The organism is Streptomyces sp. NPDC006551 (genome assembly GCF_040611675.1).
GTDB lineage: Bacteria > Actinomycetota > Actinomycetes > Streptomycetales > Streptomycetaceae > Streptomyces.
Window position 1 is genome coordinate 58,629 of record NZ_JBEXOT010000014.1, and the last position, 22,663, is coordinate 81,291.

Below are 22,663 nucleotides of genomic sequence, written 5' to 3' on the forward strand. Positions count from 1 at the left end.
GCCCGTGGACCGGTTCAGCGCGAGGCTCAGGCCTCGTTCTTCTCCTCGGCGGCCTCGACCGCGTCGGCGGCGGCCTCGGTCTCGTCCTCGTCCTCGAGGTCGACGGTCTCGCCGTTGGTGTCGACGACCTTGGCGGCCTCGACGACGACCGCGAGGGCCTTGCCGCGGGCGACCTCGCCGACGAGCATCGGCACCTGGCCACCCTCGACGACGGCCTGGGCGAACTGGTCGGGGCTCATGCCGGAGGAGGCGGCGCGGCGCATGAGGTGCTCGGTGAGCTCCTCCTGGCTGACGTTGAGCTTCTCCTTGTTGACGAGCTCATCGAGGATGAACTGCGTCTTGATGCCCTTCTCGGCCTGCTCCTTGGTCTCCGCCAGGAACTCCTCCTCGGTCTTGCCCTGGATCTCCAGGTACTTCTCGAGGGTGAGGCCCATCTGGCCGAGCTGGTGGTGCTCCAGGTTGTGCTTGCGGGTGTTGATCTCGTCCTCGAGGAGCTTCTCGGGGATCGGGACCTCCGCCAGCTTCAGCAGCTCGTCGAGGACGCGCTCCTGGGCCTGGGTGGCCTGGTCGAACTGCTTCATGTTCTCGAGGCGCTTGCGGCTGTCGGCCTTGAGCTCGTCGAGGGTGTCGAACTCCGACGCCATCTGCGCGAACTCGTCGTCCAGCTCGGGGAGCTCACGGGCGGAGACGGCGGTGACCTTGACGGTGACCTCGGCGTCCTTGCCCTCGGCCGAGCCGCCCTTCAGCTGCGAGGTGAAGGTGGCCTCGCCGCCGGCCTCCAGGCCGGTGACGGCCTCGTCGATGCCGTCGAGGAGCTCGCCGGAACCGATGGTGTACGAGACGCCCTCGGCGACACCGTCGGGCAGCACCTCGCCGTCGACCTTGGCCTCGAGGTCGAGGGTGACGACGTCACCCTCGGCGGCGGCGCGCTCGACCGGGTTGGTGGAGGCGAAGCGCTCGCGCAGCTGCTGCACGGACTTCTCGACGTCCTCGTCGCTGACCTCGACCGCGTCGACGGTGACCTCGATGCCGGAGTAGTCCGGGATCTCGATCGCCGGGCGGATGTCGACCTCGGCGGTGAAGGCCAGCAGCTCGCCGTCCTTCAGCTCGGTGATGTCGACCTCGGGCTGACCCAGCGGGTTGACCTCGGCCTCGTTGACGGCCTCGGTGTAGAACTTCGGGAGCGCGTCGTTGACGGCCTCCTCCAGCACCGCACCACGGCCGAACCGCTGGTCGATCACACGAGCCGGGATCTTGCCCTTACGGAAGCCCTTGACCGTGACCTGCTGGTTGATCTTCTTGTACGCCGCGTCGAGGCTGTCCTTGAGCTCCTCGAAGGGCACCTCGACAGTGAGCCGAACCCGAGTCGGGTTCAGGGTCTCCACGGCGCTCTTCACGGTTCGGTCTCCTTGGTGGCTGATTCTTGGTTTCTGCCGATGCCGCTTGATGGCGGTCCCGGCCGATCGGCCCGGTCAGAGAGACACACGGGCACGCAGCTTGCATAGTAACCGCAAGCGGGATGAGGCCCACAACGCGATCTTGGGCGGGGCGATCCGCCCGACTTGATCTTGTATCGCGTGATGTTGGTCGGGGTGGCGGGATTTGAACCCACGGCCTTCCGCTCCCAAAGCGGACGCGCTACCAAGCTGCGCCACACCCCGTCGGTGCGACACGTAGGGTACATGCACGGAGACAGCGCGACGCCCCCTCCGGAAGGGGCGTGCGGGGACCGCCCGGGACCCGCTACGATGCTGTCCGTGCCGCGGCCCTCGTGACCTGCGGCGCGACCTGTGCGGGCGTAGCTCAATGGTAGAGCCCTAGTCTTCCAAACTAGCTACGCGGGTTCGATTCCCGTCGCCCGCTCCACATGGCTCAGGGCCAGGTCAGAGGATCATCCTCCGGCCTGGCCCTGACGCGTTCACCGGCCATCGCGCCGCGCGCTGCTCGGCGGAGACCGGCGGGGTCCTTCTCTTTTCACGGAGGCGATCACGGCGGAGACGGCGGCGGTCACGAGGAGGCTCCCCGCCATGACCATCCCGACGCCGATGACGAAGAGGCCGCTGGAGTCGTCCGACCAGTCGTAGAAGGCGGCAGTCGTCAGGCCGGCGGTGACACCCAGCACAGCGGCGGTGACATGACGCCGGGACGCCGCCCAGTACACCGGCGCAAGCAGGGTCAGCACCAGCCCGATCAGCTGCCACGCCTCGTACGGGCCGGTCGTCGTTCCATCAGGTCGTACGTCGGCATGCTGGTCCCAGCCCAGCCAGGCAGCCCACAGGGCGAGCGCCACCAGAGCCAGTACGAGCATCACCGACAGGTGGGGTACGAGTTTCCGAAGTCGTCGCATGGCCCGAGACTTCCGGCTCGGGCCGTGACCGACCAGGGCTCGCGTACTCAGCCCTGACCGAGTACTCGGCTCGGACGGAAACCGCCTACGAGGTCTTCCGTCGTGTTCAGAACTTGATCGAGCTGACCGTCTGCGTTATCGAGTCCAGGAAGCGCTGGATGTCGTCGGCCATGCCCGTGGAGGCAAGGAAGAAGCCGAAGAGCACCGCGACGACGGCCGGGCCGGCCTTCAGATTTCCGCCGCGGATCAGCACCACCAGGATGATCGCCAACAGCAGCACCACAGACAGTGAAATGGCCACAACTGATCACACCCTCGGTCGGTCCCACCTTGCCGCCCGGGAGCGCGCGTCACAGAACACCCCCGCTGCATCCATCGTGCCACCAACTTCCTGCCCCGGAACGCCGGGTGAGGAATCGTCGACGCACGAATCGAGCCAACCCGCGAGATTTCGTCTTGATCGTTACGGGGCGGAGAGCCCGAGCAGCGCGCGGACGTGGGCGTACTTGGCGGTCAGCCGGGCCCGGGTCGGGGCGTCGAGGGCGGCGAGGCGGGTGGGGTCGGCGTTGTGGGCGAGGTCGGCCTCCTTGACCAGGAGGGCGCCCGGGGTGGCGAGAATGCGCCGGGCGTACGTCTCCGGTGCCTCGCCCGGGTGTCTGGTGAGCGCGAGGACCATGTCCTTGACGGCGCGGGGAAGCTCGGCGCTCTCCAGCCGGTCGGCGGAGAGCGCGTCGTCCTCGACGGCGTCGTGCAGCCACGCCGCGGCGATCTGTTCGTCGCTGCCGCCGCGGGCGCGCACGCCGTCGGCGACCGCCCGCAGATGTTCGGCGTACGGGCGCCCCGCCTTGTCGGTCTGGCCCTCATGGGCCGCGACGGCGAGGGATTCGACCTGGGCGAGGGTGAGGTGCGGCATGCGCCGACTGTACGGCGGGTGCGGGCGCGGGGCGCGGTCCTCAGGTCTTGCGGCTGATCAGCAGGAGCGCCCGGTCGTCGTTGACGTCCTTGGCGCAGGCCTCGATGAGGTGCCAGGCGGCGCCCTCGAAGCCCGAGGCGACATAGCGGTCGGCCTCGCCCGTCAGCCGGTCGATGCCCTCGGCGATGTCCCGGTCCGCCGCCTCGACCAGGCCGTCGGTGAACAGCATCAGGACGTCGCCGGGCCGCAGCGAGCCCTTGACCGGATGGAACTCCGCGCCGTCGTAGACGCCGAGGAGCGGGCCCTCGCCGGCCTTCTCCTCCCAGCGGCCGCTGCCCGCGTGGAGCTGGAGCGCGGGCAGATGGCCGGCGGAGAGGAGTTCGTAGTCCCCGGAGTCCAGGTCGAGCACCAGATGGATGGAGGTGGCGAACCCCTCGTCCCAGTCCTGGCGGAGCAGGTAGCCGTTGGCGGCCGGCAGGAAACCGTGCGGGGGCAGCGAGCCGAGGAGTCCGCCGAAGGCGCCGGAGAGCAGCAGGGCGCGCGAGCCCGCGTCCATGCCCTTGCCGGAGACGTCCGTGAGCAGCACTTCGAGGGTGCGGCCGCCGTTGGTGCGGGCCGCGACGACGAAGTCGCCGGAGAACGACTGGCCGCCGGCCGGGCGCAGCGCCATCTCGCGGTGCCAGCCCTGCGGGAGCCGGGGCAGGGCGCTCTGCACCCGGATGCGTTCGCGCAGGTCGAAGAGCATGGTCCCGCCGCGCCGCCAGGGCACGCCGACCCGGGCCCGGAACTGCGCGATCAGCAGCCCGAAGAGGCCGCAGGCCGCCACGACCAGGACCGTTCCCGGGGTGACCCGGGCGGGGCCCTGGGTGTACGGGCCGAGCACGACGGACTCGACGATCAGGGCGCCGGCGGCCGCCGCGTACAGGCCGAGCAGGCTCGCGGGGCGCAGCAGCAGTCCGCCTGCCACGATCGGCAGGACGAGGGCGGCGGGCGCGCACCAGACCGGATCGGTGAGTGTGCCCAAGGTGATCGCGGGAATGGTGAGCAGGAGGCCGGCCAGCGCCACCCAGTCGGAACCGTCGCCGCGGAAGTAGTCGACGCCGGATTTGCGCAGCGCGACGCGGACCCGGTGGGCGCTCACGCGCATCCGGGCCGCATACGCGTCCACTCCCCTGCGACCTCTCATTGGCCTGGACCCTATCCACCCGCTCGGACCTCGTGCAGGGGGACCCCGAAGACATTGCGCGTGAAATCGGGTCGCCCCGGACGCGTGTGCGCTGATATCGATGGCATATGACCAATGAACTTCGGGTGTTGGACCCGGCCGAGTGGGACGACTGGTTCGGGACGCTGGAGACCGCGTTCGGCGGTGTTCCGGAGTCCCCGGAGGAGCGGACCCTCTGGCGGGAGTTGACCGAGTGCGACCGCTCGATCGGCGTCTGGGACGGCGAGGAGTGTGTGGGCACGGCGGGGGCGTTCAGCTTCCGGCTGTCCGTACCGGGTGGGGCGGTGGTGCCGGCGGCGGGCGTCACGATGGTCGGCGTGGCACCGACGCACCGGCGACGCGGGATCCTCACCTCGATGATGCGGCGTCAGCTCGACGACGTCCGGGCGGGCGGCGAGCCGCTGGCCGTTCTGACGGCCTCGGAGCCGGAGATCTACGGGCGGTTCGGGTACGGCATCGCCACGTACACGACGCGAGCGACGATCGACACGACGCGGGTGCGGCTCTCGGTGCCGGAGGGCACGGACGCGGTGACGCTGCGGCCGGCCGATCCGGCGAAGGCGGCGGAGGCGTGCGAGTCGGTGTACGCGCGGCGGGTCGCGGCCCGGCCGGGGATGCTCGCCCGGCAGCCGGGGTGGGAGCGGCTGCCGCTGCTGGACCCGCCGGGCGAGCGGGGCGGCGCGTCGGCGCGGCAGTGCGTACTGGCGGAGCGGGACGGGGAGGTCGTGGGGTACGCGCTGTACGCGGTCAAGCCGGAGTGGACGCACGCCGGGGCCGACGGCACGGTCGTGCTCAAGGACCTGGAGGCGCTGGACCCGGTGGCGGAGGCGGCGCTGTGGCGGTTCCTGTGCTCGATCGACCTGACGTCGTCGGTCCAGATGAACAGCCGGCCCGTGGACAGTGCCTGGCAGCACCTGGTGAGTGACGTCCGGCGCTGTGTGCCGACGCAGCGGGACGCGCTGCACGTGCGTCTGGTGGACGTGGGCGCGGCGCTGGAGGCGCGGACGTATCAGGCGCCGGTGGACGTGGTGTTCGAGGTCGCGGACGCGTTCTGTCCGTGGAACGAGGGGCGTTGGCGGCTGACGGGGGACGCCAAGGGTGCGGTGTGCGTGCGTACGGAGGAGGCGGCGGACGTCGCTCTGTCCGTACGGGAGTTGGGGGCGGCGTACCTGGGGGGCGTGAGCCTGACGTCGCTGGCCGCGGCGGGGCGGGTGCGGGAGCTTCGGGAAGGGACGCTGACGGAGGCGTCCGTGGCCTTCGGGTGGCCCGTGGCGCCGTGGTTGCCGCACGGCTTCTAGGGGGCGCGTCAGCGCTCTTGGCAGGTCGGGCACCAGAAGAGGTTGCGGGCGGCGAGGGTGGCCGTGTGGATCTCGCCGGCGCAGATGTGGCAGGGGCCGGGGGCCCGGCGGTAGACGTAGACCTCGCCACCGTGGTCGTCGACGCGTGGTGGGCGGCCCATCGCCTCGGGGGTGTGCTCCGGGCGTACGGTGTCGATGCGGTTGTTGCGGACGCCCTCGCGCATGAGGTCGACGAGGTCCGTCCAGATCGCCCGCCACTCCCTCGCGGTCAGGTCCCTGCCCGCGCGGTACGGGTCGATGCCGTGGCGGAAGAGGACCTCGGCCCGGTAGACGTTGCCGACGCCCGCGACGACCTTCTGGTCCATGAGCAGGGCCGCGATCGTCGTACGCGACCTCGAGATCCGGCGCCACGCCTTCGCGGCTCCGTCGACGTGGTCGGCGTCCCGCAGCGGGTCGGGGCCGAGGCGGTCGTGTATCGCCCGCTTCTCGGCGTCCGTGATCAGGGCGCAGGTGGTGGGGCCCCGCAGGTCGACGTACGCGCCGTCGTGGGCCAGGCGCAGACGCACGGTGTCGGTGGGCGGCGGCGCGGGGGCGTCCCCGAAGTTCACCTTGCCGAAGAGGCCGAGGTGGATGTGGACCCACTCCCCACCCAGGCCGCCGAAGCCGAGGAAGAGGTGCTTGCCGTGGGCCTCGGTGGTCTCCAGGACCGTGCCGTCCAGCAGGGCCGCGGAGTCCGCGAACTTGCCCTGGGGGCTGGAGACGCGAACGGACCGGCCGCCGAACCGTTCCCGGTAGTCGGCGGCCAGTCGGTGGATCGTGTGCCCTTCGGGCATCAGGCGGTGGGCTCCTGCGGGTGGTGGGCCGGGATCGGGGGGAGCTCGCCGGTCGTCTCGTACGCCGAGAGCATGTCGATGCGGCGAGTGTGACGCTCGTCACCCGAGTACGGCGTGTTCAGGAAGATCTCGACGAACTTCGTCGCCTCTTCCCGGGTGTGCATCCGGCCGCCGATGGAGACGACGTTGGCGTTGTTGTGCTCACGGCCGAGGGCGGCGGTCTGCTCGCTCCAGGCGAGGGCCGCGCGCACCCCCTTCACCTTGTTCGCGGCGATCTGCTCGCCGTTGCCGGAGCCGCCGATGACGATGCCCAGGCTGTCCGGGTCCGCGGCCGTCTTCTCGGCGGCGCGCAGGCAGAACGGCGGGTAGTCGTCCACCGCGTCGTAGATGTGGGGACCGCAGTCGACGGGCTCGTGGCCATGGGCCTTCAGCCACTCGACGAGGTGGTTCTTGAGTTCGAAGCCGGCATGGTCGGAGCCGAGGTACACGCGCATGGTTCCGAGTGTGGCACGGCGGGAGCGGGGTATCGGTCAGCGGGGTCGGGACCTTCACCCGTACTGGTCTGGACCTTCGGATTTCGCACAACGATCCGGAATCGGGTCTTCCGATCTCCCGGGGTCACGGGTTTCAATGCTCGTTGCTCGCGACCCGAGCGCCCCCCAGACGTAAGGAAAGCGTTCATGACTTCGCAGCCGACCCTTGCGAAGGAAGGCGGTACCACCGGAAGCGCCGGTGATTCCCAGCCTTCCGACGGTCTCAAGGCCGGTCTCAAGAACCGTCACCTCTCGATGATCGCCATCGGTGGCGTCATCGGTGCCGGCCTCTTCGTCGGCTCCGGCTCCGGCATCGCCGCGGCCGGTCCCGCCATCCTGCTCTCGTACGCGCTCGTCGGCACGATGGTCGTGTTCGTGATGCGGATGCTCGGCGAGATGGCGGCCGCCCGGCCGTCGTCCGGCTCCTTCTCCGCCTACGCCGACCAGGCGCTGGGCCGCTGGGCCGGATTCACCATCGGCTGGCTGTACTGGTTCTTCTGGGTCGTCGTGCTCGCCGTCGAGGCGACCGCTGGCGCGGTCATCCTGGAGTCGTGGATACCGGCCGTGCCGCAGTGGGCCTGGGCGCTGATCGTGATGGTCGTGCTGACCGCCACCAACCTCGCCTCCGTCTCCTCGTACGGCGAGTTCGAGTTCTGGTTCGCCGGGATCAAGGTCGTGGCGATCGCCGCGTTCGTCGTCGTCGGCTTCCTCGCCGTCTTCGGTGTGCTGCCGGGCTCGGACAACCCGGGCGCGGGCTTCGCCCACCTCACCGACACCGGGGGCTTCTTCCCGATGGGTGCGGGCGCGATCCTCACCGGCGTCCTGATGGTCGTCTTCTCCTTCATGGGCAGCGAGATCGTCACGCTCGCCGCCGGCGAGTCCGAGAACCCGCAGAAGGCCGTCACCAAGGCCACCAACAGCGTGATCTGGCGGATCGCCGTCTTCTACCTCGGCTCGATCTTCGTCGTCCTGACGCTGCTGCCGTGGAACGACAAGTCGATCGTCGACAAGGGCTCGTACGTCGCCGCGCTCGACTCGATCGGCATCCCGCACGCCGGCCAGGTCATGAACGTGATCGTGCTCACCGCCGTGCTGTCCTGCCTGAACTCGGGCCTCTACACCGCCTCGCGGATGGCCTTCTCGCTCGGCCGGCGCGGTGACGCGCCGAAGGCGTTCGCCCGCACCAACGCGCGGGGCGTACCGACCGCGGCGATCCTCGCCTCGGTGGTCTTCGGCTTCGTCGCCGTGTTCTTCAACTACTGGCGGCCGGACGACGTCTTCGCCTTCCTGCTGAACTCCTCGGGTGCCGTCGCGCTCTTCGTCTGGCTGGTCATCTGTGTGACCCAGCTGCGGATGCGCGGGATCATCCTGCGCGAGACGCCGGAGAAGCTGGTCGTACGGATGTGGCTCTTCCCGTACCTGACCTGGGCGACCATCGCGATGATCGTCTTCGTCCTGGGCTACATGGTCTACGACGGCGGCAGCGCGCGGGAGCAGGTCGTGCTCTCCCTCCTGGTGGCCGCCCTGGTGCTGGTGATCGCGCTCGTCAAGGACCGGTTCGCGAAGGCCACGCGCGAGGAGATCGGGCACTGATCCGGAACATCCGGACCTGACGTACGAGGTCAGGAAAGCGGAAGGCTCTCCGTACACCGATCACGTCGGCGACGGAGAGCCTTCTCATGTCCGCGTCTTGTCCGCGGGAGGTGAGGCTGTCGCGGGAAACCAGGACATCGCTCCCGAACGGAGCGGCCCGGTCAGCCCTTCCGGCCGAGGAGCTTCCACGCGGTGGGGAGCACTCCCATCGCGAGAGCGGCCTTGAGGGCGTCGCCGATGAGGAACGGGGTCAGGCCGGCCGCGACCGCCTGCGACAGCGTCATGCCGGTGGCGAGGGCCAGGTACGGCACGCCCACCGCGTAGATGATCAGGGAGCCGAGCGCCATCGTTCCCGCCGTGCGGAGCACGGAGCGGTCTGCGCCACGGCGGGCCAGGAAACCGACGACGGTGGCGGCGAGCAGCATGCCGAGGATGTAGCCGAAGGACGGCATCCCGTAGCCGGAGGTGGCCTGCGCGAACCACGGCACGCCCGCCATGCCGGCCAGCGCGTACACGGCCAGGGCGAGGAAGCCGCGGCGGGCGCCCAGCGAGGTGCCGACGAGCAGGGCGGCGAAGGTCTGGCCCGAGACCGGGACGGGGGAGCCGGGGACCGGGACGGCGATCTGCGCGGCGATGCCGGTGAGGACGGCGCCGCCGGCGACCAGCGCGATGTCGCGGGCGCGGCCGGCCGGCAGCAGGTCGGCCAGGACCGTTCCGGCACGGAGGGAACGGACAGGGGCGGCGGCGGTGCTCATCGGTACTCCGCGAGGGTGAGGACGGGGGGGACAGGTTGACCGTAGTCGAGGAGTGAACGCTCGATCACCATCAGCCGCCCACAAAGCGGAGGTTGAGCGCTTCGTGGAGATCAAACAAAGGATGGCGGCCAACCCTCGCGCCACGTGATGCTTGTCACTGGGAAGCCTCGCCGAGAGGCCCCTTTTGCGTCAGGGGACGACCACCGGAGAGACTGTGGGGTCTCCATAAACGCTTTCGAGAGCACGGCCCCCCACATGCACGACGCACCGCCTGCCGCCCCGGCTCCCCTCGCTCCCGAACCGGAGCCTCTCTCCCATGGGCTGAAGCAACGTCATCTGACGATGCTCGGGCTCGGCGGTGTGATCGGCGCCGGGCTCTTCGTCGGCTCGGGTGCGGGCATCGCCGTCGCCGGGCCCGGCATCGTGCTCTCGTACCTGATCGCGGGCACGCTCGCGATGCTGATCATGCGGATGCTCGGGGAGATGTCGGCGGCGATGCCCGCCTCCGGCGCCTTCTCCGTCCATGCCGAGCGGGCCCTCGGCCGCTGGGCGGGTTTCTCGGTGGGCTGGCTGTACTGGTTCCTGCTGGTGGTGGTGCTCGCCGTCGAGGCGACGGGCGCGGCCCGGATCGCGCACGGCTGGGTGCCGGGGATCCCGCAGTGGGGCTGGGTGCTGCTCTTCATGGTCGTGTTCACCGTCGCCAATCTCGCGGCGGTGAGGAACTTCGGCGAGTTCGAGTTCTGGTTCGCCGCGTTGAAGGTCGGCGCGATCGTCCTCTTCCTCGTCCTGGGGGTCCTCGCGATCGTCGGATGGCTGCCCGAGACCGACCCGGTGGGGATGACCAACCTGACGGGGCAGGGCGGTTTCCTGCCCAACGGCTGGGAGGGCGTGGTCTCCGGCGTCCTCGCCGTCGTCTTCGCCTTCGGCGGTCTGGAGGTCGTCACGATCGCGGCCGCCGAGTCGGACGACCCGGCCCGCAACGTGGCGCGGGCGGTGCGCAGCGCGGTCTGGCGGATCCTCTTCTTCTACGTCGGTTCGATGCTGGTCATCGTGACCCTGCTGCCGTGGACGTCGATGGAGCCGGGGCAGTCGCCGTACGTCGCCGTCCTGGACGCGATCGGGGTTCCCTCGGCCGGTCAGATCATGAACGTCGTGGTGTTCGTGGCGCTGCTCTCGGCGCTCAACGCGAATCTCTACGGATCGTCCCGGATGGTCTTCTCGCTCGCCGAGCGCGGGGAGGCGCCGAAGGGGCTGCTGAGGATCTCCGCGGGCGGGGTGCCACGGCGCGCCGTGCTCGCGTCGGTGGCGTTCGGGTTCGTCTCCGTCCTGCTCAATCTGAAGTGGCCGGATTCCGTCTTCCTCTACATGCTCAACGCGGTCGGCGCCGTCCTCCTCTTCGTCTGGGGACTCATCGCGGTGTCCCAGCTGAGGCTGCGCCGCCGGATCGAGCGGGAGGCGCCGGAGACCCTGACGCTGCGGATGTGGGGTTTCCCGTGGCTGACCTGGGCGTCGCTGGCCGCCATGGCAGCCGTACTGGTGCTGATGCTGACCGACGAGGGGGCGCGGCCGCAGGTGCTCTGGTCGGGCGCGGCCACCGGCGCCGTCCTGCTGGTGGCGTGGGTGCGAGAATCGCGCACGAAGCGGAAGTGAATCTTCACCTTGTGTGAAGGTCGTGCCCGTATAGCGGACATCCGTTCCCTGTAAGCGGTGCGCGCGCCCAGACTGTGGCGCGTTCCCCCGTACCGGCCAATGAACAGGGCGGCCCATGTCCCGGACCACCGCGCCCACGCCCGTCGACCGCAAGGACGACGGAGCGAGTGCGTCGCACGGCCTCTCGCACGGCCTCAAGCAGCGCCATCTCTCGATGATCGCCCTGGGCGGCGTCATCGGGGCCGGCCTCTTCGTCGGCTCCGGTGCGGGTATCGCCGCCGCCGGCCCCTCGATCGTGGTCGCCTACGCGATCTCCGGGCTGCTCGTCATGCTCGTGATGCGCATGCTCGGCGAGATGTCGGCGGCCAACCCCGCCTCCGGCTCCTTCTCCGTCCACGCCGAGCGGGCCATCGGCCCCTGGGCCGGTTTCACCGCGGGCTGGGCCTTCTGGTTCCTGCTCTGTGTGGCCGTCGGCCTGGAGGGCATCGGCGCCGCCAAGATCATGACGGGCTGGTTCCCGGGCACTCCGGAGTGGGCCTGGGTGGCCCTCTTCATGCTGGTGTTCTGCGGCACCAACCTGGCGGCGGTGAAGAACTTCGGCGAGTTCGAGTTCTGGTTCGCCGCGCTCAAGGTCGGCGCGATCGTCCTCTTCCTCGGCATCGGCGTGCTCGCCATCGTCGGCGTGCTGCCCGGCTCGGACGCCCCCGGTGCCACGAACCTCACCGGGGACGGCGGCTTCTTCCCCAACGGCTCCGAGGGCCTGATCGTCGGACTGCTCGCCTCCGTCTTCGCGTACGGCGGTCTGGAGACCGTCACCATCGCCGCGGCCGAGTCCGAGCACCCCGTCCAGGGCGTCGCCAAGGCCGTCCGTACGGCGATGTGGCGCATCGCGCTCTTCTACATCGGCTCGATGGCGGTCATCGTCACCCTCGTCCCGTGGGACGACAAGGCGGTGGTCGAGAAGGGCCCGTACGTCGCCACCCTCGACCATCTCGGCATCCCGGCGGCCGGCCAGATCATGAACGTGGTCGTGCTGATCGCCCTGCTGTCCGCGATGAACGCCAACATCTACGGCGCCTCCCGGATGGCCTGCTCGCTGGTCGACCGCGGCCAGGGCCCGAAGGCGCTGGGCCGTACGTTCGGCGGCGTCCCGCGCCCGGCGGTGCTCGTCTCCTCGGTCTTCGGGTTCGTGTGCGTGCTGCTCAGCTACTGGCGTCCGGACGACATCTTCATCTGGCTCCTGAACACCATCGGCGCCATCATCCTCGTCGTCTGGTTCTTCATCGCCGTCTCGCAGCTGCTGCTGCGCCGCCGGACCGAGCGCGAGGCGCCGGAGAAGCTGGTCGTGAAGATGTGGGCCTACCCCGTGCTGACCTGGGTGGCGCTGGCCGGCATGGCGGCGATCTTCTTCCTGATGGCCCGCGACGAGGGCACCCGGGTGCAGCTGTACTGGACGGGCGGCCTGACCGTGCTGCTCGCCGCGATCGGCTTCGCGCTCCAGAAGGCGCGGCGGCCGGTGTCGCAGGACGCCTGATCCCCTCCCGTACGACGAACCCCCGGACCTGATCGGTCCGGGGGTTCTTTCGTCTGCCCGACGCGTGACCTAGGGCCAAGGGCTGATCAACTTCGACCCACTCCTGCTGTTAGCCTGCACTTGCATATAGGTTGCAATAAGCACCAGCAGCGAGAGGCTCGGCACATGGCGATCTACACCCTTCCGGAACTGCCGTACGACTACGCGGCGCTGGAGCCGGTGATCAACCCGCAGATCATCGAGCTGCACCACGACAAGCACCACGCCGCCTACGTCAAGGGGGCGAACGACACCCTGGAGCAGCTGGAAGAGGCGCGCGACAAGGAGCAGTGGGGCGCGATCAACGGCCTGGAGAAGAACCTCGCGTTCCACCTCTCCGGCCACATCCTGCACAGCATCTACTGGAACAACATGAACAGCCCGAAGGACGGCGGCGGTGGCGAGCCGCTCGCCGCCGACGGTGTCGGTGAGCTCGCGGACGCGATCACCGAGTCCTTCGGCTCGTTCGCCAAGTTCAAGGCGCAGCTGACCAAGGCCTCCGCGACCACCCAGGGCTCGGGCTGGGGTGTGCTCGCCTACGAGCCGATCAGCGGCCGGCTGATCGTCGAGCAGGTCTACGACCACCAGGGCAACGTCGGCCAGGGCTCGGTCCCGATCCTGGTCTTCGACGCCTGGGAGCACGCCTTCTACCTCCAGTACAAGAACCAGAAGGTCGACTTCATCGAGGCCATGTGGCAGGTCGTCAACTGGCAGGACGTGAACAAGCGCTACCGGACGGCCAAGAACTCCGTCCCGTTGATCTCCATCTGATCAGCCCCTCGGCGCCCTGCTCGTGATCGTCTTCTCAACCTTCACGGGGCAGGCGGAAGAAGGACGACCCCCGCGAGGACGTGACTCGCGGGGGTCGTCTGTATCAGCGGAAGAGGTTCGGCCGCGGACTACTCGAAGCTCGGCTCCGCCGTCCGCGTGCGCTTGATCTCGTAGAAGCCCGGCGTCGAGGCCACCAGGAGAGTGCCGTCCCACAGCCGGGCCGCCGCCTCGCCGCGCGGGGTCGGGGTCACCACCGGGCCGAAGAAGGCGACCTGCCCGCCGTCAGCGCCCGGTACGGAGATCACCGGCGTGCCGACGTCCTGGCCGACCTTGTCGATGCCCTCCTTGTGGGAGGTGCGCAGCTCGGTGTCGTAGGTGTCCTTGTCGGCGTACTCGACCAGGTCGGCCGGCAGGCCCACATCGGTGAGGGCCGCGGCGATCGCCTCGCGCGTGGGGCCCTCGCCGTTGTTGTGGAAACGGGTGCCGAGCGCGGTGTAGAGCTTGCCGACGACCTCGTCGCCGTGCAGCTGCTGGGCCGCGATCACCACGCGGACCGGACCCCAGGCCTGGGTCTCCAGCATCTCGCGGTACTGCGGCGGGACCTCGTCGAGACGGTTCTCGTTGAGGACCGCCAGGCTCATGACCTTCCAGCGCACGTCGACCGGGCGCACCTTCTCCACCTCCAGCATCCACCGGGAGGTCATCCAGGCCCAGGGGCACAGCGGGTCGAACCAGAAGTCGGCGGTGGTCCTGCTCTCGGACATGTCACTCCTCATGGACGGGCGTCTGCAGTGGATGTGGTGCGCCAGAAGGAGCAACGTCACGACGGGGCCGAGCCATTCCCCGAGTGCCGGGGGTCAGCGGCACATGGGAGGATCGGTGCTGTTTCCAACGAGCCACGAAGGAGTGACCGTGCCCGGAGAGAATCTGTCCCGCGACGAGGCCCGCGAGCGGGCCGAGCTGCTGACCGTCGACGGGTACCAGGTCGCCCTCGATCTGCGCTCCGCGGTCGGCGAGTCCGGGGAAGGCGTGCGCACCTTCCGCTCGGTGACCACGATCCGCTTCCGCCGTACGGGGACGGGCTCGGCCACCTTCGTCGACCTGATCGCGCCCGCCGTGAACGCGGTGGAGCTGAACGGCCGGGCGCTGGACCCGGCCGTCGTCTTCGACGGCTCGCGGATCGCGCTGGACGGCCTGGCGGACGAGAACGTTCTGGTGGTGGACGCCCAGTGCGCCTACAGCCGGACCGGTGAGGGCATGCACCGCTTCGTCGACCCGGAGGACGGCGAGGTCTACCTCTACACCCAGTACGAACCGGCCGACGCCCGCCGCGTTCACGCCAATTTCGAGCAGCCGGACCTCAAGGCGCCGTACCGCTTCGAGGTGACGGCGCCCGAGGAGTGGACGGTCTGGTCGAACGGCGCGGGCGAGCGGGGCGCCGACGGTGTGTGGCGGTTCGCGGAGACGGCGCCCATCTCGACGTACATCACCTGTGTCGTCGCGGGGCCGTACCACTACGTCACCGACACGTACAAGCGCACGCTGGACGACGGGACCGAGCTGGAGATCCCGCTCGGCGCGATGTGCCGCAAGGGGCTCGCAAAGCACTTCGACGCGGACGACGTCTTCCTGATCACCAAGCAGGGCTTCGACTTCTTCCACGACAACTTCGACTACCCGTACCCCTTCGGGAAGTACGACCAGGCCTTCGTCCCCGAGTACAACCTCGGCGCGATGGAGAACCCGGGCATGGTGACCTTCCGCGAGGAGTACATCTACCGGGGCAAGGTGACGCAGGCGGCGTACGAGCGCCGGGCGAACGTCATCCTGCACGAGATGGCGCACATGTGGTTCGGCGACCTGGTCACCATGGTGTGGTGGGACGACCTGTGGCTGAAGGAGTCCTTCGCCGACTTCATGGGCTCGTTCTCGCTGGCGGAGGCGACCCGCTTCACCAACAGCTGGGTGACCTTCGCCAACAACCGCAAGTCGTGGGCCTACCGCGCCGACCAGCTGCCGTCCACGCACCCGATCACGGCCGACATCCGTGACCTGGAGGACGCCAAGCTGAACTTCGACGGCATCACCTACGCCAAGGGCGCGTCCGTCCTCAAGCAGCTGGTGGCGTACGCGGGGCGGGACGCGTTCCTGGAGGGGGCGCGGCGCTACTTCAAGCGGCACGCGTACGGCAACACGCGCCTCGCCGATCTGCTGTCCGTCCTGGAGGAGACCTCCGGCCGTGACATGAAGGCGTGGTCCCGCTCCTGGCTGCAGACCTCCGGCGTCAACGCGCTGACGCCGGTGGTGACGTACGACGCGGAGGGCCGGATCACCGAGCTGGCCGTCGTCCAGGACGGCGACGAGCTTCGCCCGCACCGGGCCGCCGTGGGGCTCTACCGGCTGTCGGACGCGGGCGAACTGGTGCGGTACGCGCGGGCCGAGGCGGACGTCACCGGGGCGCGGACGGTCGTGCCCGAACTGGCGGGCGTCGAGCGGCCGGCGCTCGTCCTGGTCAACGACGACGACCTCACGTACTGCAAGATCCGCTTCGACGAGGGCTCGCTGAGCACCCTGCGGGCGCACCTGGGCGACATCACCGACCCGCTGGCGCGCGCGCTGTGCTGGTCGGCGCTGTGGAACCTGACGCGGGACGGCCTGATGCCGGCCCGGGACTTCGTGGCGATCGTGCTGGACTTCGCGGGCCGCGAGACGGACATCGGTGTGCTGCAGATGGTGCACGCCTGGGCCCAGGCGGCGGTCACGCACTACGCGACCGTCGACTGGCGTGAGGAGGGCGCCCGGCTGCTCGCCGAGGGCGGGCTGCGCGAACTGCGGCTGGCCGAGCCGGGGAGTGAACACCAGCTGACCTGGGCGCGCTTCTTCGCGGCGACCTCCTCGTCGGACGCGGACTTCCAGCTCCTGGAGGGGCTCCTCGACGGCACGGCGAAGATCGACGGGCTGGACGTCGACCAGGAGCTGCGCTGGTCGTTCCTCACCCCGCTGGCCGCGCACGGCCGGGCGGACGAGGCGCGGATCGACGCGGAGCTGGCCCGGGACGACACCGCGACCGGCAAGCGCCACCAGGTCCGCTGTCTGGCGGCCCGCCCCTCCGCCGCGGTCAAGGCGCAGGCGTGGGCGCAGGTCGTCGAGTCGGACGCGCTGTCGAACGCGCTCGTGGAGGCGACGATCGCGGGCTTCGTCCAGCCCTCGCAGCGCGAGCTGATCGCGCCGTACGCGGAGAAGTACTTCGCGGTGATCGCACGGCTGTGGGCGGACCGGTCGATCCAGATCGGGATGGACGTGGTCCGGGGTCTGTTCCCCGGGCTGCAGGACGGCGAGGAGACCCTGGCCGCGACGGACGCGTGGCTCTCCGCGCACGCGTCCGCCCCGCCGGCGCTGCGCCGGCTGGTCCTGGAGGCCCGGGACGACCTGGCGCGGGCGCTGCGCGCCCAGGCGTGCGACCGCGCGGCGGCGTAGGGGTTCACCGGGCCATCGGATCGGCCCCGGCGACGAGCTCGGCTCGTGGCCGGGGCCGATCCATGCCGGTGCGGTGGCGGTGGAGTCCGGTGGCGGTGCCGGGGCCGGTTGTGGTGCCGGGGCCGGTGGCGTCCGGTGGATCAGGGCCGGTGAGCCTTGCCGTGAACCCGGCGCGATCGGCGCGTTACGCCGCAGGTCGCGGCCGGTGAGCCTCGCCGTGAGCATGGCGCGATCGGCGCGTTACGCCGCAGGTCCGGGCTCTCGGGGGCCAGGACTGATCGGCAGTCGAACGCGCGTACTTTAGGACGAGCTTGTCCCTGAATGTCTACGGCTGTGTAACAGCGGTTAGCGGACGCGCGGGCGGCGGAAGACCTTCGGCATGAACCACAACACCCCCATCACCCCCCGCCCCCTCCCCCGCACCGGCGAAGCCCGGATCCAGGAGGCACTCCGCTACACCCGGCGTCGCGGCGGCGTGCCGGGCCAGAGTGCCGAGGCGATGGTCACCGGCCTCGCCGCGCTCGCCTTGCACCGCTTCGCCTCCGCTCCTCCGCTGCACTCCGTCGACCAGATCGACGTGCTGGTGCACCGCACCCGCCGGCTGCGGTCCACGGGCTGCGTGCGGGTCGTGCGCGCGCAGGACCTCCCCGAGCCGCTGGAGCTCGGAGGGGTGCCCGTCGCGCCGGTCGCCCGCGCCCTCGCCGACGCGGTCTCCGCCCTCACCGACGCGGGCGTGGTGCGCCGGCTGCTCACCGAGGCCGTACGCGCCGGACATTGCGAACCCGGCGTGGTGGTCCGCGAGTTGAGCCGCGAGCGGCTGCTGAACCGGCCCCACGTGGTGGACGCCGTCGACTCGCTGCTCGCCGAGGGCCGGGCCATCGCCGAGGAACGCCTCTACGAGATGGTGCGGGCGTTCGCCCTGCCCGACCCGATGTGGAACGTCGACCTGCGGCTGCCGGGCGGCCCTCATCTCGGCGGCCTCGACGCCTACTGGCCGGACCAGGCGGTGGCGGTGGAGTTGGACACCCGGGCGCCGAGACAGGACGACGACGCGCTGTGGTCCGAGTACACCCGCAAGCGCGAGCATCTGGAGCGGCTCGGCATCACGGTCGTGCACATCACCCCGCGCAAACTGCGCGAGGCGATGGACCAGCAGGCCACGGTGATCCGCACGGCCCTGATGACCGCCTCGGACCGGCAGCCCGCCGCCTACGTCGTCGTCCTTCCCCGGTAGCCGCTACTCCTTCGGCGCCGTGCCGCAGAACTCGGCCTCGATGACGGTCTGGCTGTCACCGGTCCAGTCGGCGTTGAAGTTCATGGCGAGCGAGTGCTCGCCGTCCCGGCTGGTGACGGCCTGCGAGGAGGAGCCGTGGATGCCACCGCCGTGGCCCCAGACCTCCTTGCCGCAGCTCAGCTTCGTCCGCATCAGCCCGAGGCCGTAGCGCAGTTCCGGGGCGCTCGGGTCGGTGGGGACGGTGTCGGTCAGCTCCCGCTGCTCCGCCTTCGGCAGCAGCTTGCCCTTGAGCAGGGCTCGGTAGAACGTCTGGAGATCAGCGGAGTTGGAGATCATCTCGCCCGCCGCGTGAGCGAGGGAGGGGTTCAGCTCGGTGATGTCGTGGACCCGGGTGGCGTTCGGGTCGAAGGAGAGTTTCGAGTACGCCCGTGAGCTCGGCTTCGGCACCGTCACGTCGGTGCCGGGGACGCTGGTGGCGCGCAGCTTCAGCGGCTTGATGATCCGGCGCTCGACCTCCTTTCCGTACGGACGGCCGGTGACCTTCTCTATCACCAGGCCGGCCAGGACGTAGTTGGTGTTGGAGTAGTTCCAGTCGGTGCCGGGGGCGAAGTCCGGCTCGTGGGTCATCGCGACGGCGACGAGCTGCTCCGGGGTCCAGGTGTCGTAGCGGTGCTCCAGGAAGGCGGGGCCGAAGATCTTCTCCTGGAATCCCGGGTCCGAGGTGACGCTGTAGACGCCGCTCGTGTGGTTGAGGAGCTGGCGGACGGTGATCTTCCGGCCGTCGTGGCCATTGCCCCGGACCATGCCGGGCAGCCACTTCTCGACCGGGTCGTCGAGGTCGAGGCGGCCTTCGGCCTGGAGCTGCAGGAGGACGGTGGCGACGAAGGTCTTGGTGATGGAGCCGACCCGGTAGTGGTCCTTGCCACCGCGTTCGCCCGCGGTCCCGGTCCAGCCGGCGCGGCCGGTGCGGGCCTGGGCGACGGCTCCGGGAACGCCCGCCTCGACCGCCGCGTCGAGGGCCTGCTGGGTGGCGTGGTGGTCCTGCTTCTGGGACGTGGCGGGCGCTGCCGCCGCGGCCGCGGGCGCGGCGAGGGCGGTGGCGGTGAGGGCGGCCACGGCGGTGGCTGCGAGAACGGTCCGGGTCATGGTGCGTACGGCCGGCATGCGCGGGCTCCCCTGTCGTGTGTACTGCGGTCACGCGAGGGGACCGCGGTACGCACGGTGAAGGTTGAGCGGGGTCCGGGGGGTTGAGCGGAAATCAGCCGTTCGCGGGATCGGTGCGCCGGGAGCGCCCGACCGGGGGGCGTTCGCGCCACAACTCGAGCCCGATGTCGACCAGTTCGACGCGTGCGAGGTCGGGGACGGCGGCGAGGGGGTGCCAGGCGGCGAGATCGGTGGAGCCGTTGATCTCGTTGCGCAGGGAGCCGCCGGTGACGCGGGCCTCGTAGATGATCCGCAGCCCCTGGAAGTCGCCGGGCCCGGCGAGGCGGCGCAGCCAGGAGCGGCGGATCGAGTCGATGCCGAGCAGGGCTGTGGGTTCGGTGAGGTACCCGGTCTCCTCCTCGACCTCGCGGACGACGGTCCGGACCGGTTCCTCGCCGTGCTCCATGCCGCCGCCGGGCAGCGTCCACTTCTTGGTGCCGTCGCCGGCCACCCAGCGGGCGAGCAGTATCTCGTCGTCCCGTACGCATACGGCGTAGGCCGCCACCCTCAACTCCGTCTTCATGCGGAGAGGTTAGAACCAGTACGCCGGATACGCCCGCCCGGTGACGCGGGCGCCGGCCAGGCCGACGGCGACGAGGAGCAGGCCGGCCAGGGCGAGCAGTCCGAGGAAGGCGAAGAACGGCGGATTCTCGAGGGTGACGATCACGGCGGTCGCGGCGGCGGGCGAGTGCGGGGTGCGCGCCAGCATCATCACCCCGAGCGCGAGTCCTCCGGCGACGGCGGCTCCCCAGATCCCCGGCCCGGTGACCGCGAGGACGGCGAAGCCGGTGAGCGCGGAGAGCAGCTGCCCGCCGACGACGGACCGCGGCTGGGAGAGCGGCAGATCGGGCGCCCCGGCCACGAGCGCCATGCTCGCCGCGAGCGGCGGGATGAGCAGGGGCTCGTGGAGTACGGCGCCGACGGCGACGAGCACGAGCAGCGCGACGACGCTGACGGCGGTGGCCAGGGCCACGACGTGGGGGCGGGGTCGTGCGGGAGGCCGGGCGGGGACGGGGGCGGGGGCCGGGGCGGTCGTCATGAACGGTCCTGGTTCAGGGGCGGGTTGGCCGGGGAGTACACGGGGGCGGACCAGCGCAGGGGGCTGGCGGACGGGGTCTCGACCGTCTGGGCGATACGGAAGCGGGTGCGCCGGCCTTCGGGGCCGTACTCGGTGTGGGCGACGCCGGTCAGCCGGAGCGTCGTGCCCGTGCCCCAGTCCAGGAAGAGCAGTCCGGCCCGACCGTCGGCCTCCAGGTTGCCGAGGGTCAGGAACATCGCGTTGCCGCGGTAGTCCGGCCAGCTCACCTCGGTCGGCGAGTCGACCCGGACGAAACCGGGGTTGCCGCCCCGATGGCTCGCGTCCGCGCCGTCCGGGGCGACGGTCGCGACGAAGAAGGTGTCGGCGGCGCGGACGAACCCCTCCTGGTCGGGGGTGAGCGCCCCGCCGCGCCGCTCGGCACCGGCGGGGGTGGCGACGTCGGGTGCGTCCAGGTCGCGCTTCTGGAGGTACTTGGGGCAGTTGGAGAAGACCTGGTCCGCCTCGACGGTGAAGCCGCGCGGGCTGGGCCGGGCGATGCCGTTGAGGCGCATCCGGCGGCGGGTGCGGGGGTCGAGGGCGATCGTGCCGACGGGGGTTCCGGCGGCGGCGCCCTCGGGGAGGGCGGCCGCCACCGAGATCGTGTGCGGGCCGGTCGCCCGCACGAAACCGGGCTCACCGGTGAGCAGTGAGCTCCAGACCCGCCCGGCACCGTCCGCCGCGCCGATCACCAGCATCGGCTGCTGTCCGAGGAACGCGGCGGCGATGGCGGGAATGCCGTCGCGGATGGAGCGGGCGGCGTGGGCGGCGCGGTCGCGGACGCCTACGCGGTCCTGTACGGCGAGGGCGCCGAAGTTGTAGGGGTCCATGTCCCTGGTGGTCCTTCCCAGTCCGGGCCGGGCGGGTGCGGCGGGGCGCTGCGCGGGGAGCGCCGTGGGCGACGGGGGCGGCTAGAAGAAGCCGCAGGTGGGGGCCGCCTCGTTCGGCGCCGCCGCGCCCTCTGCGCCCTTGCGCGCGTAGATCTCCAGACGGGTGCCGTCCGGGTCGTGGAAGAAGATGCCGCCGGACGCCGCGCCCTCGGCGTGGGCGACCACACCCTCGTAGGCGAAGGAGGCACCGCGCGCCTTCAGTTCCGCCTCGGCCGCCGTGACCCGTTCGATCGACTCGGCCTCGAAGGCGAGGTGGTGCAGGCCCGCGCGGCCTTGGTCGTACGAACCCTCCGCCTGCTGCCAGAGGGTGAGGACGAGCTGTCCGTCCTGGCCGAGGAAGGCGTACCGCCTGCCCTCCTCCTTGCCCTCCCGCAGGACCTCGAAGCCGAGGACGCCGGCGTAGAACCCGATCGAGCGGTCCAGGTCCGTGACGTTGAGCCCGATGTGGCCGGTGCGCAGCGTTCCGATCGCCGACATGGCGGTCCCCTTTTCGTCGATGGCCGACCCAAGACGGGCTAACCCTTGAAATGGACTTTAGGGGTTAGCTGCCGGGAGCGTCAACCGGTCACGTACCCTTGAGAGGTTAGTTCGACGAGGAGGGCGTCCGCCATGACCGTTTCCGACCCCCGGCCGCTCACCGGCGAGCCCGTCTCCCTCGATCTCCTCAACACCCGCTGGAACGAGGACGGCACCCGCCAGGACCTGCTCACGGACACCGACGGCCTCGCCGTCTGGCTCGCCGCCAACGGGCTGGACGGCCGGTTCGCCGCCGACGCGACCACGCTCCGCCATACGCTCGCCGCCCGTGACGCCCTCGCCGGCCTCGTGGACCGGCCCGGCGGCCCGGCCGCCGTCGCCCGCGTCGACGCGGTTCTCGGGCACGGCCGGATCCGCGCCACCCTCACCCCGGAGGGGCCGGGCGAGGAGGCCGAGTTCGAGGACGCCACCTGGGGGCCCGGCTGGACCGCCGCCCGGGACTACCTCGACCTGCTGCGCACCGCGCCCGACCGGATCCGGGCCTGCGCCCACGAGGCGTGCGTCCTGCACTTCTTCGACACCTCGCGGAACGGGACCCGACGCTGGTGCTCCATGGCGATCTGCGGCAACCGGGCCAAGGCCTCGCGGCACTATGCCCGTACAAAAGACAACTAGTCCCCCGCGCGAGCCCTTCGACTCGCCCCGGTTGAGGACGATTCATCCCTCGTGGCGCATGTCCCGCAGTGGCGGATGTGCGCCACACGCACATCCCGCCACCGCTTAACTCTCCACAAACCCCTGTTACTTACGAAAGGC

The 22,663-nt window shown here is 70.6% G+C and carries 22 protein-coding genes and 2 tRNA genes; 9 read left to right on the top strand and 15 right to left on the bottom strand.

Translation table 11 applies throughout. From position 1 onward, the window contains the following. Positions 1-26: 26 nt before the first annotated feature. Together tig and ABZY12_RS15950 are read right to left on the bottom strand one after the other, a co-directional pair. Positions 27-1,397 (bottom strand): trigger factor, encoded by a 1,371-nt coding sequence (gene tig, locus ABZY12_RS15945; RefSeq protein WP_356890520.1) that lies wholly within the window; start codon positions 1,395-1,397, stop codon positions 27-29. Between the two features lie 187 nt (positions 1,398-1,584). Beyond that, positions 1,585-1,661 (bottom strand) — tRNA-Pro (locus ABZY12_RS15950). Positions 1,662-1,792: 131 nt separating this feature from the next. Here ABZY12_RS15950 and ABZY12_RS15955 point away from each other — a divergent pair. Beyond that, a tRNA-Gly gene (locus ABZY12_RS15955) sits at positions 1,793-1,866 on the top strand. A 52-nt stretch (positions 1,867-1,918) separates the two neighbouring features. On the opposite strand, the gene ABZY12_RS15960 is transcribed toward ABZY12_RS15955, so the two are convergent. From ABZY12_RS15960 to ABZY12_RS15975, 4 genes are all read right to left on the bottom strand, one after another. Beyond that, positions 1,919-2,347, bottom strand: a complete 429-nt coding sequence (locus ABZY12_RS15960; RefSeq protein WP_356890522.1) for a hypothetical protein — start codon at positions 2,345-2,347, stop codon at positions 1,919-1,921. Between the two features lie 106 nt (positions 2,348-2,453). After that, on the bottom strand, positions 2,454-2,648 hold the full coding sequence (locus tag ABZY12_RS15965) for a hypothetical protein (protein ID WP_147978023.1): 195 nt from the start codon (positions 2,646-2,648) through the stop codon (positions 2,454-2,456). A gap of 162 nt (positions 2,649-2,810) precedes the next feature. Beyond that, entirely contained in the window at positions 2,811-3,260 is a 450-nt protein-coding gene (locus ABZY12_RS15970; protein ID WP_356890524.1) for an HD domain-containing protein, read from the bottom strand. 40 nt (positions 3,261-3,300) lie between these two features. Beyond that, a complete protein-coding gene (locus tag ABZY12_RS15975) occupies positions 3,301-4,446 on the bottom strand; it encodes a PP2C family protein-serine/threonine phosphatase (protein ID WP_356890526.1) in 1,146 nt (381 codons plus the stop codon). Between the two features lie 107 nt (positions 4,447-4,553). Here ABZY12_RS15975 and ABZY12_RS15980 point away from each other — a divergent pair, with 107 nt between their 5' ends. Then, on the top strand, positions 4,554-5,783 hold the full coding sequence (locus tag ABZY12_RS15980) for a GNAT family N-acetyltransferase (protein ID WP_356890528.1): 1,230 nt from the start codon (positions 4,554-4,556) through the stop codon (positions 5,781-5,783). A gap of 8 nt (positions 5,784-5,791) precedes the next feature. Here ABZY12_RS15980 and ABZY12_RS15985 read toward each other — a convergent pair whose 3' ends face one another. Both ABZY12_RS15985 and ABZY12_RS15990 read right to left on the bottom strand, forming a co-directional pair. Further along, positions 5,792-6,616, bottom strand: coding sequence for a DNA-formamidopyrimidine glycosylase family protein (locus ABZY12_RS15985; protein WP_356890530.1), 825 nt, complete (start codon positions 6,614-6,616; stop codon positions 5,792-5,794). Next, entirely contained in the window at positions 6,616-7,110 is a 495-nt protein-coding gene (locus ABZY12_RS15990; RefSeq protein ID WP_356890532.1) for a ribose-5-phosphate isomerase, read from the bottom strand. Before ABZY12_RS15990 ends, ABZY12_RS15985 begins: the two co-directional genes overlap by 1 nt. A 186-nt stretch (positions 7,111-7,296) precedes the next feature. On the opposite strand from ABZY12_RS15990, the gene ABZY12_RS15995 reads away from it, so the two are divergent. After that, entirely contained in the window at positions 7,297-8,742 is a 1,446-nt protein-coding gene (locus ABZY12_RS15995) for an amino acid permease (protein WP_356890534.1), read from the top strand. A 161-nt stretch (positions 8,743-8,903) separates the two neighbouring features. Here ABZY12_RS15995 and ABZY12_RS16000 read toward each other — a convergent pair whose 3' ends face one another. Beyond that, a complete protein-coding gene (locus tag ABZY12_RS16000; protein ID WP_356890536.1) occupies positions 8,904-9,497 on the bottom strand; it encodes a biotin transporter BioY in 594 nt (197 codons plus the stop codon). Positions 9,498-9,752: 255 nt separating this feature from the next. On the opposite strand from ABZY12_RS16000, the gene ABZY12_RS16005 reads away from it, so the two are divergent. From ABZY12_RS16005 to ABZY12_RS16015, 3 genes are all read left to right on the top strand, one after another. Then, entirely contained in the window at positions 9,753-11,147 is a 1,395-nt protein-coding gene (locus tag ABZY12_RS16005; RefSeq protein ID WP_356890538.1) for an amino acid permease, read from the top strand. Between the two features lie 115 nt (positions 11,148-11,262). Then, the gene (locus tag ABZY12_RS16010) at positions 11,263-12,681 is read left to right on the top strand and encodes an amino acid permease (protein WP_356890540.1); all 1,419 of its coding nucleotides are present in this window, start codon (positions 11,263-11,265) and stop codon (positions 12,679-12,681) included. A gap of 165 nt (positions 12,682-12,846) precedes the next feature. After that, positions 12,847-13,491, top strand: a complete 645-nt coding sequence (locus tag ABZY12_RS16015; protein WP_356890542.1) for a superoxide dismutase — start codon at positions 12,847-12,849, stop codon at positions 13,489-13,491. Positions 13,492-13,619: 128 nt separating this feature from the next. Here ABZY12_RS16015 and ABZY12_RS16020 read toward each other — a convergent pair whose 3' ends face one another. After that, entirely contained in the window at positions 13,620-14,255 is a 636-nt protein-coding gene (locus ABZY12_RS16020; RefSeq protein WP_356890544.1) for a DsbA family protein, read from the bottom strand. A gap of 148 nt (positions 14,256-14,403) precedes the next feature. Here ABZY12_RS16020 and pepN point away from each other — a divergent pair, with 148 nt between their 5' ends. Next, the gene (pepN, locus tag ABZY12_RS16025) at positions 14,404-16,968 is read left to right on the top strand and encodes an aminopeptidase N (protein WP_356890546.1); all 2,565 of its coding nucleotides are present in this window, start codon (positions 14,404-14,406) and stop codon (positions 16,966-16,968) included. Between the two features lie 379 nt (positions 16,969-17,347). Beyond that, positions 17,348-18,202, top strand: a complete 855-nt coding sequence (locus ABZY12_RS16030) for a hypothetical protein (protein ID WP_356890548.1) — start codon at positions 17,348-17,350, stop codon at positions 18,200-18,202. Between the two features lie 3 nt (positions 18,203-18,205). Here the strand turns inward: ABZY12_RS16030 and ABZY12_RS16035 are convergent, their stop codons facing one another. The 5 genes from ABZY12_RS16035 to ABZY12_RS16055 all read right to left on the bottom strand — a co-directional run bounded on the left by ABZY12_RS16035 (position 18,206) and on the right by ABZY12_RS16055 (position 21,847). Further along, positions 18,206-19,366, bottom strand: a complete 1,161-nt coding sequence (locus ABZY12_RS16035; protein ID WP_356890550.1) for a serine hydrolase domain-containing protein — start codon at positions 19,364-19,366, stop codon at positions 18,206-18,208. Between the two features lie 94 nt (positions 19,367-19,460). Beyond that, positions 19,461-19,928 (bottom strand): NUDIX hydrolase, encoded by a 468-nt coding sequence (locus ABZY12_RS16040; RefSeq protein WP_356890552.1) that lies wholly within the window; start codon positions 19,926-19,928, stop codon positions 19,461-19,463. 9 nt (positions 19,929-19,937) lie between these two features. Next, a complete protein-coding gene (locus tag ABZY12_RS16045) occupies positions 19,938-20,444 on the bottom strand; it encodes an HPP family protein (protein WP_356890554.1) in 507 nt (168 codons plus the stop codon). Then, positions 20,441-21,310, bottom strand: a complete 870-nt coding sequence (locus tag ABZY12_RS16050; RefSeq protein WP_356890556.1) for a pyridoxamine 5'-phosphate oxidase family protein — start codon at positions 21,308-21,310, stop codon at positions 20,441-20,443. The genes ABZY12_RS16045 and ABZY12_RS16050 overlap by 4 nt, the downstream gene beginning before the upstream one ends. A gap of 81 nt (positions 21,311-21,391) precedes the next feature. Next, on the bottom strand, positions 21,392-21,847 hold the full coding sequence (locus tag ABZY12_RS16055) for a VOC family protein (RefSeq protein ID WP_356890558.1): 456 nt from the start codon (positions 21,845-21,847) through the stop codon (positions 21,392-21,394). 132 nt (positions 21,848-21,979) lie between these two features. Here ABZY12_RS16055 and ABZY12_RS16060 point away from each other — a divergent pair, with 132 nt between their 5' ends. Continuing rightward, on the top strand, positions 21,980-22,522 hold the full coding sequence (locus ABZY12_RS16060) for a CGNR zinc finger domain-containing protein (RefSeq protein ID WP_356890560.1): 543 nt from the start codon (positions 21,980-21,982) through the stop codon (positions 22,520-22,522). Positions 22,523-22,663: the final 141 nt, after the last annotated feature.

Coding starts and splice junctions, on each gene's coding strand:
- ABZY12_RS16040 (WP_356890552.1), bottom strand. CDS start 19,928: ATGAAGACGGAGTTGAGGGTGGCGGCCTACGCCGTATGCGTACGGGAC.
- ABZY12_RS16020 (WP_356890544.1), bottom strand. CDS start 14,255: ATGTCCGAGAGCAGGACCACCGCCGACTTCTGGTTCGACCCGCTGTGC.
- ABZY12_RS15985 (WP_356890530.1), bottom strand. CDS start 6,616: ATGCCCGAAGGGCACACGATCCACCGACTGGCCGCCGACTACCGGGAA.
- ABZY12_RS15960 (WP_356890522.1), bottom strand. CDS start 2,347: ATGCGACGACTTCGGAAACTCGTACCCCACCTGTCGGTGATGCTCGTA.
- ABZY12_RS15990 (WP_356890532.1), bottom strand. CDS start 7,110: ATGCGCGTGTACCTCGGCTCCGACCATGCCGGCTTCGAACTCAAGAAC.
- ABZY12_RS16045 (WP_356890554.1), bottom strand. CDS start 20,444: ATGACGACCGCCCCGGCCCCCGCCCCCGTCCCCGCCCGGCCTCCCGCA.
- ABZY12_RS15975 (WP_356890526.1), bottom strand. CDS start 4,446: ATGAGAGGTCGCAGGGGAGTGGACGCGTATGCGGCCCGGATGCGCGTG.
- ABZY12_RS16030 (WP_356890548.1), top strand. CDS start 17,348: ATGAACCACAACACCCCCATCACCCCCCGCCCCCTCCCCCGCACCGGC.
- ABZY12_RS16050 (WP_356890556.1), bottom strand. CDS start 21,310: ATGGACCCCTACAACTTCGGCGCCCTCGCCGTACAGGACCGCGTAGGC.
- ABZY12_RS16015 (WP_356890542.1), top strand. CDS start 12,847: ATGGCGATCTACACCCTTCCGGAACTGCCGTACGACTACGCGGCGCTG.
- ABZY12_RS15995 (WP_356890534.1), top strand. CDS start 7,297: ATGACTTCGCAGCCGACCCTTGCGAAGGAAGGCGGTACCACCGGAAGC.
- ABZY12_RS16055 (WP_356890558.1), bottom strand. CDS start 21,847: ATGTCGGCGATCGGAACGCTGCGCACCGGCCACATCGGGCTCAACGTC.
- ABZY12_RS16060 (WP_356890560.1), top strand. CDS start 21,980: ATGACCGTTTCCGACCCCCGGCCGCTCACCGGCGAGCCCGTCTCCCTC.
- ABZY12_RS16035 (WP_356890550.1), bottom strand. CDS start 19,366: ATGCCGGCCGTACGCACCATGACCCGGACCGTTCTCGCAGCCACCGCC.
- ABZY12_RS16005 (WP_356890538.1), top strand. CDS start 9,753: ATGCACGACGCACCGCCTGCCGCCCCGGCTCCCCTCGCTCCCGAACCG.
- ABZY12_RS16010 (WP_356890540.1), top strand. CDS start 11,263: ATGTCCCGGACCACCGCGCCCACGCCCGTCGACCGCAAGGACGACGGA.
- ABZY12_RS15980 (WP_356890528.1), top strand. CDS start 4,554: ATGACCAATGAACTTCGGGTGTTGGACCCGGCCGAGTGGGACGACTGG.
- ABZY12_RS16000 (WP_356890536.1), bottom strand. CDS start 9,497: ATGAGCACCGCCGCCGCCCCTGTCCGTTCCCTCCGTGCCGGAACGGTC.
- ABZY12_RS15970 (WP_356890524.1), bottom strand. CDS start 3,260: ATGCCGCACCTCACCCTCGCCCAGGTCGAATCCCTCGCCGTCGCGGCC.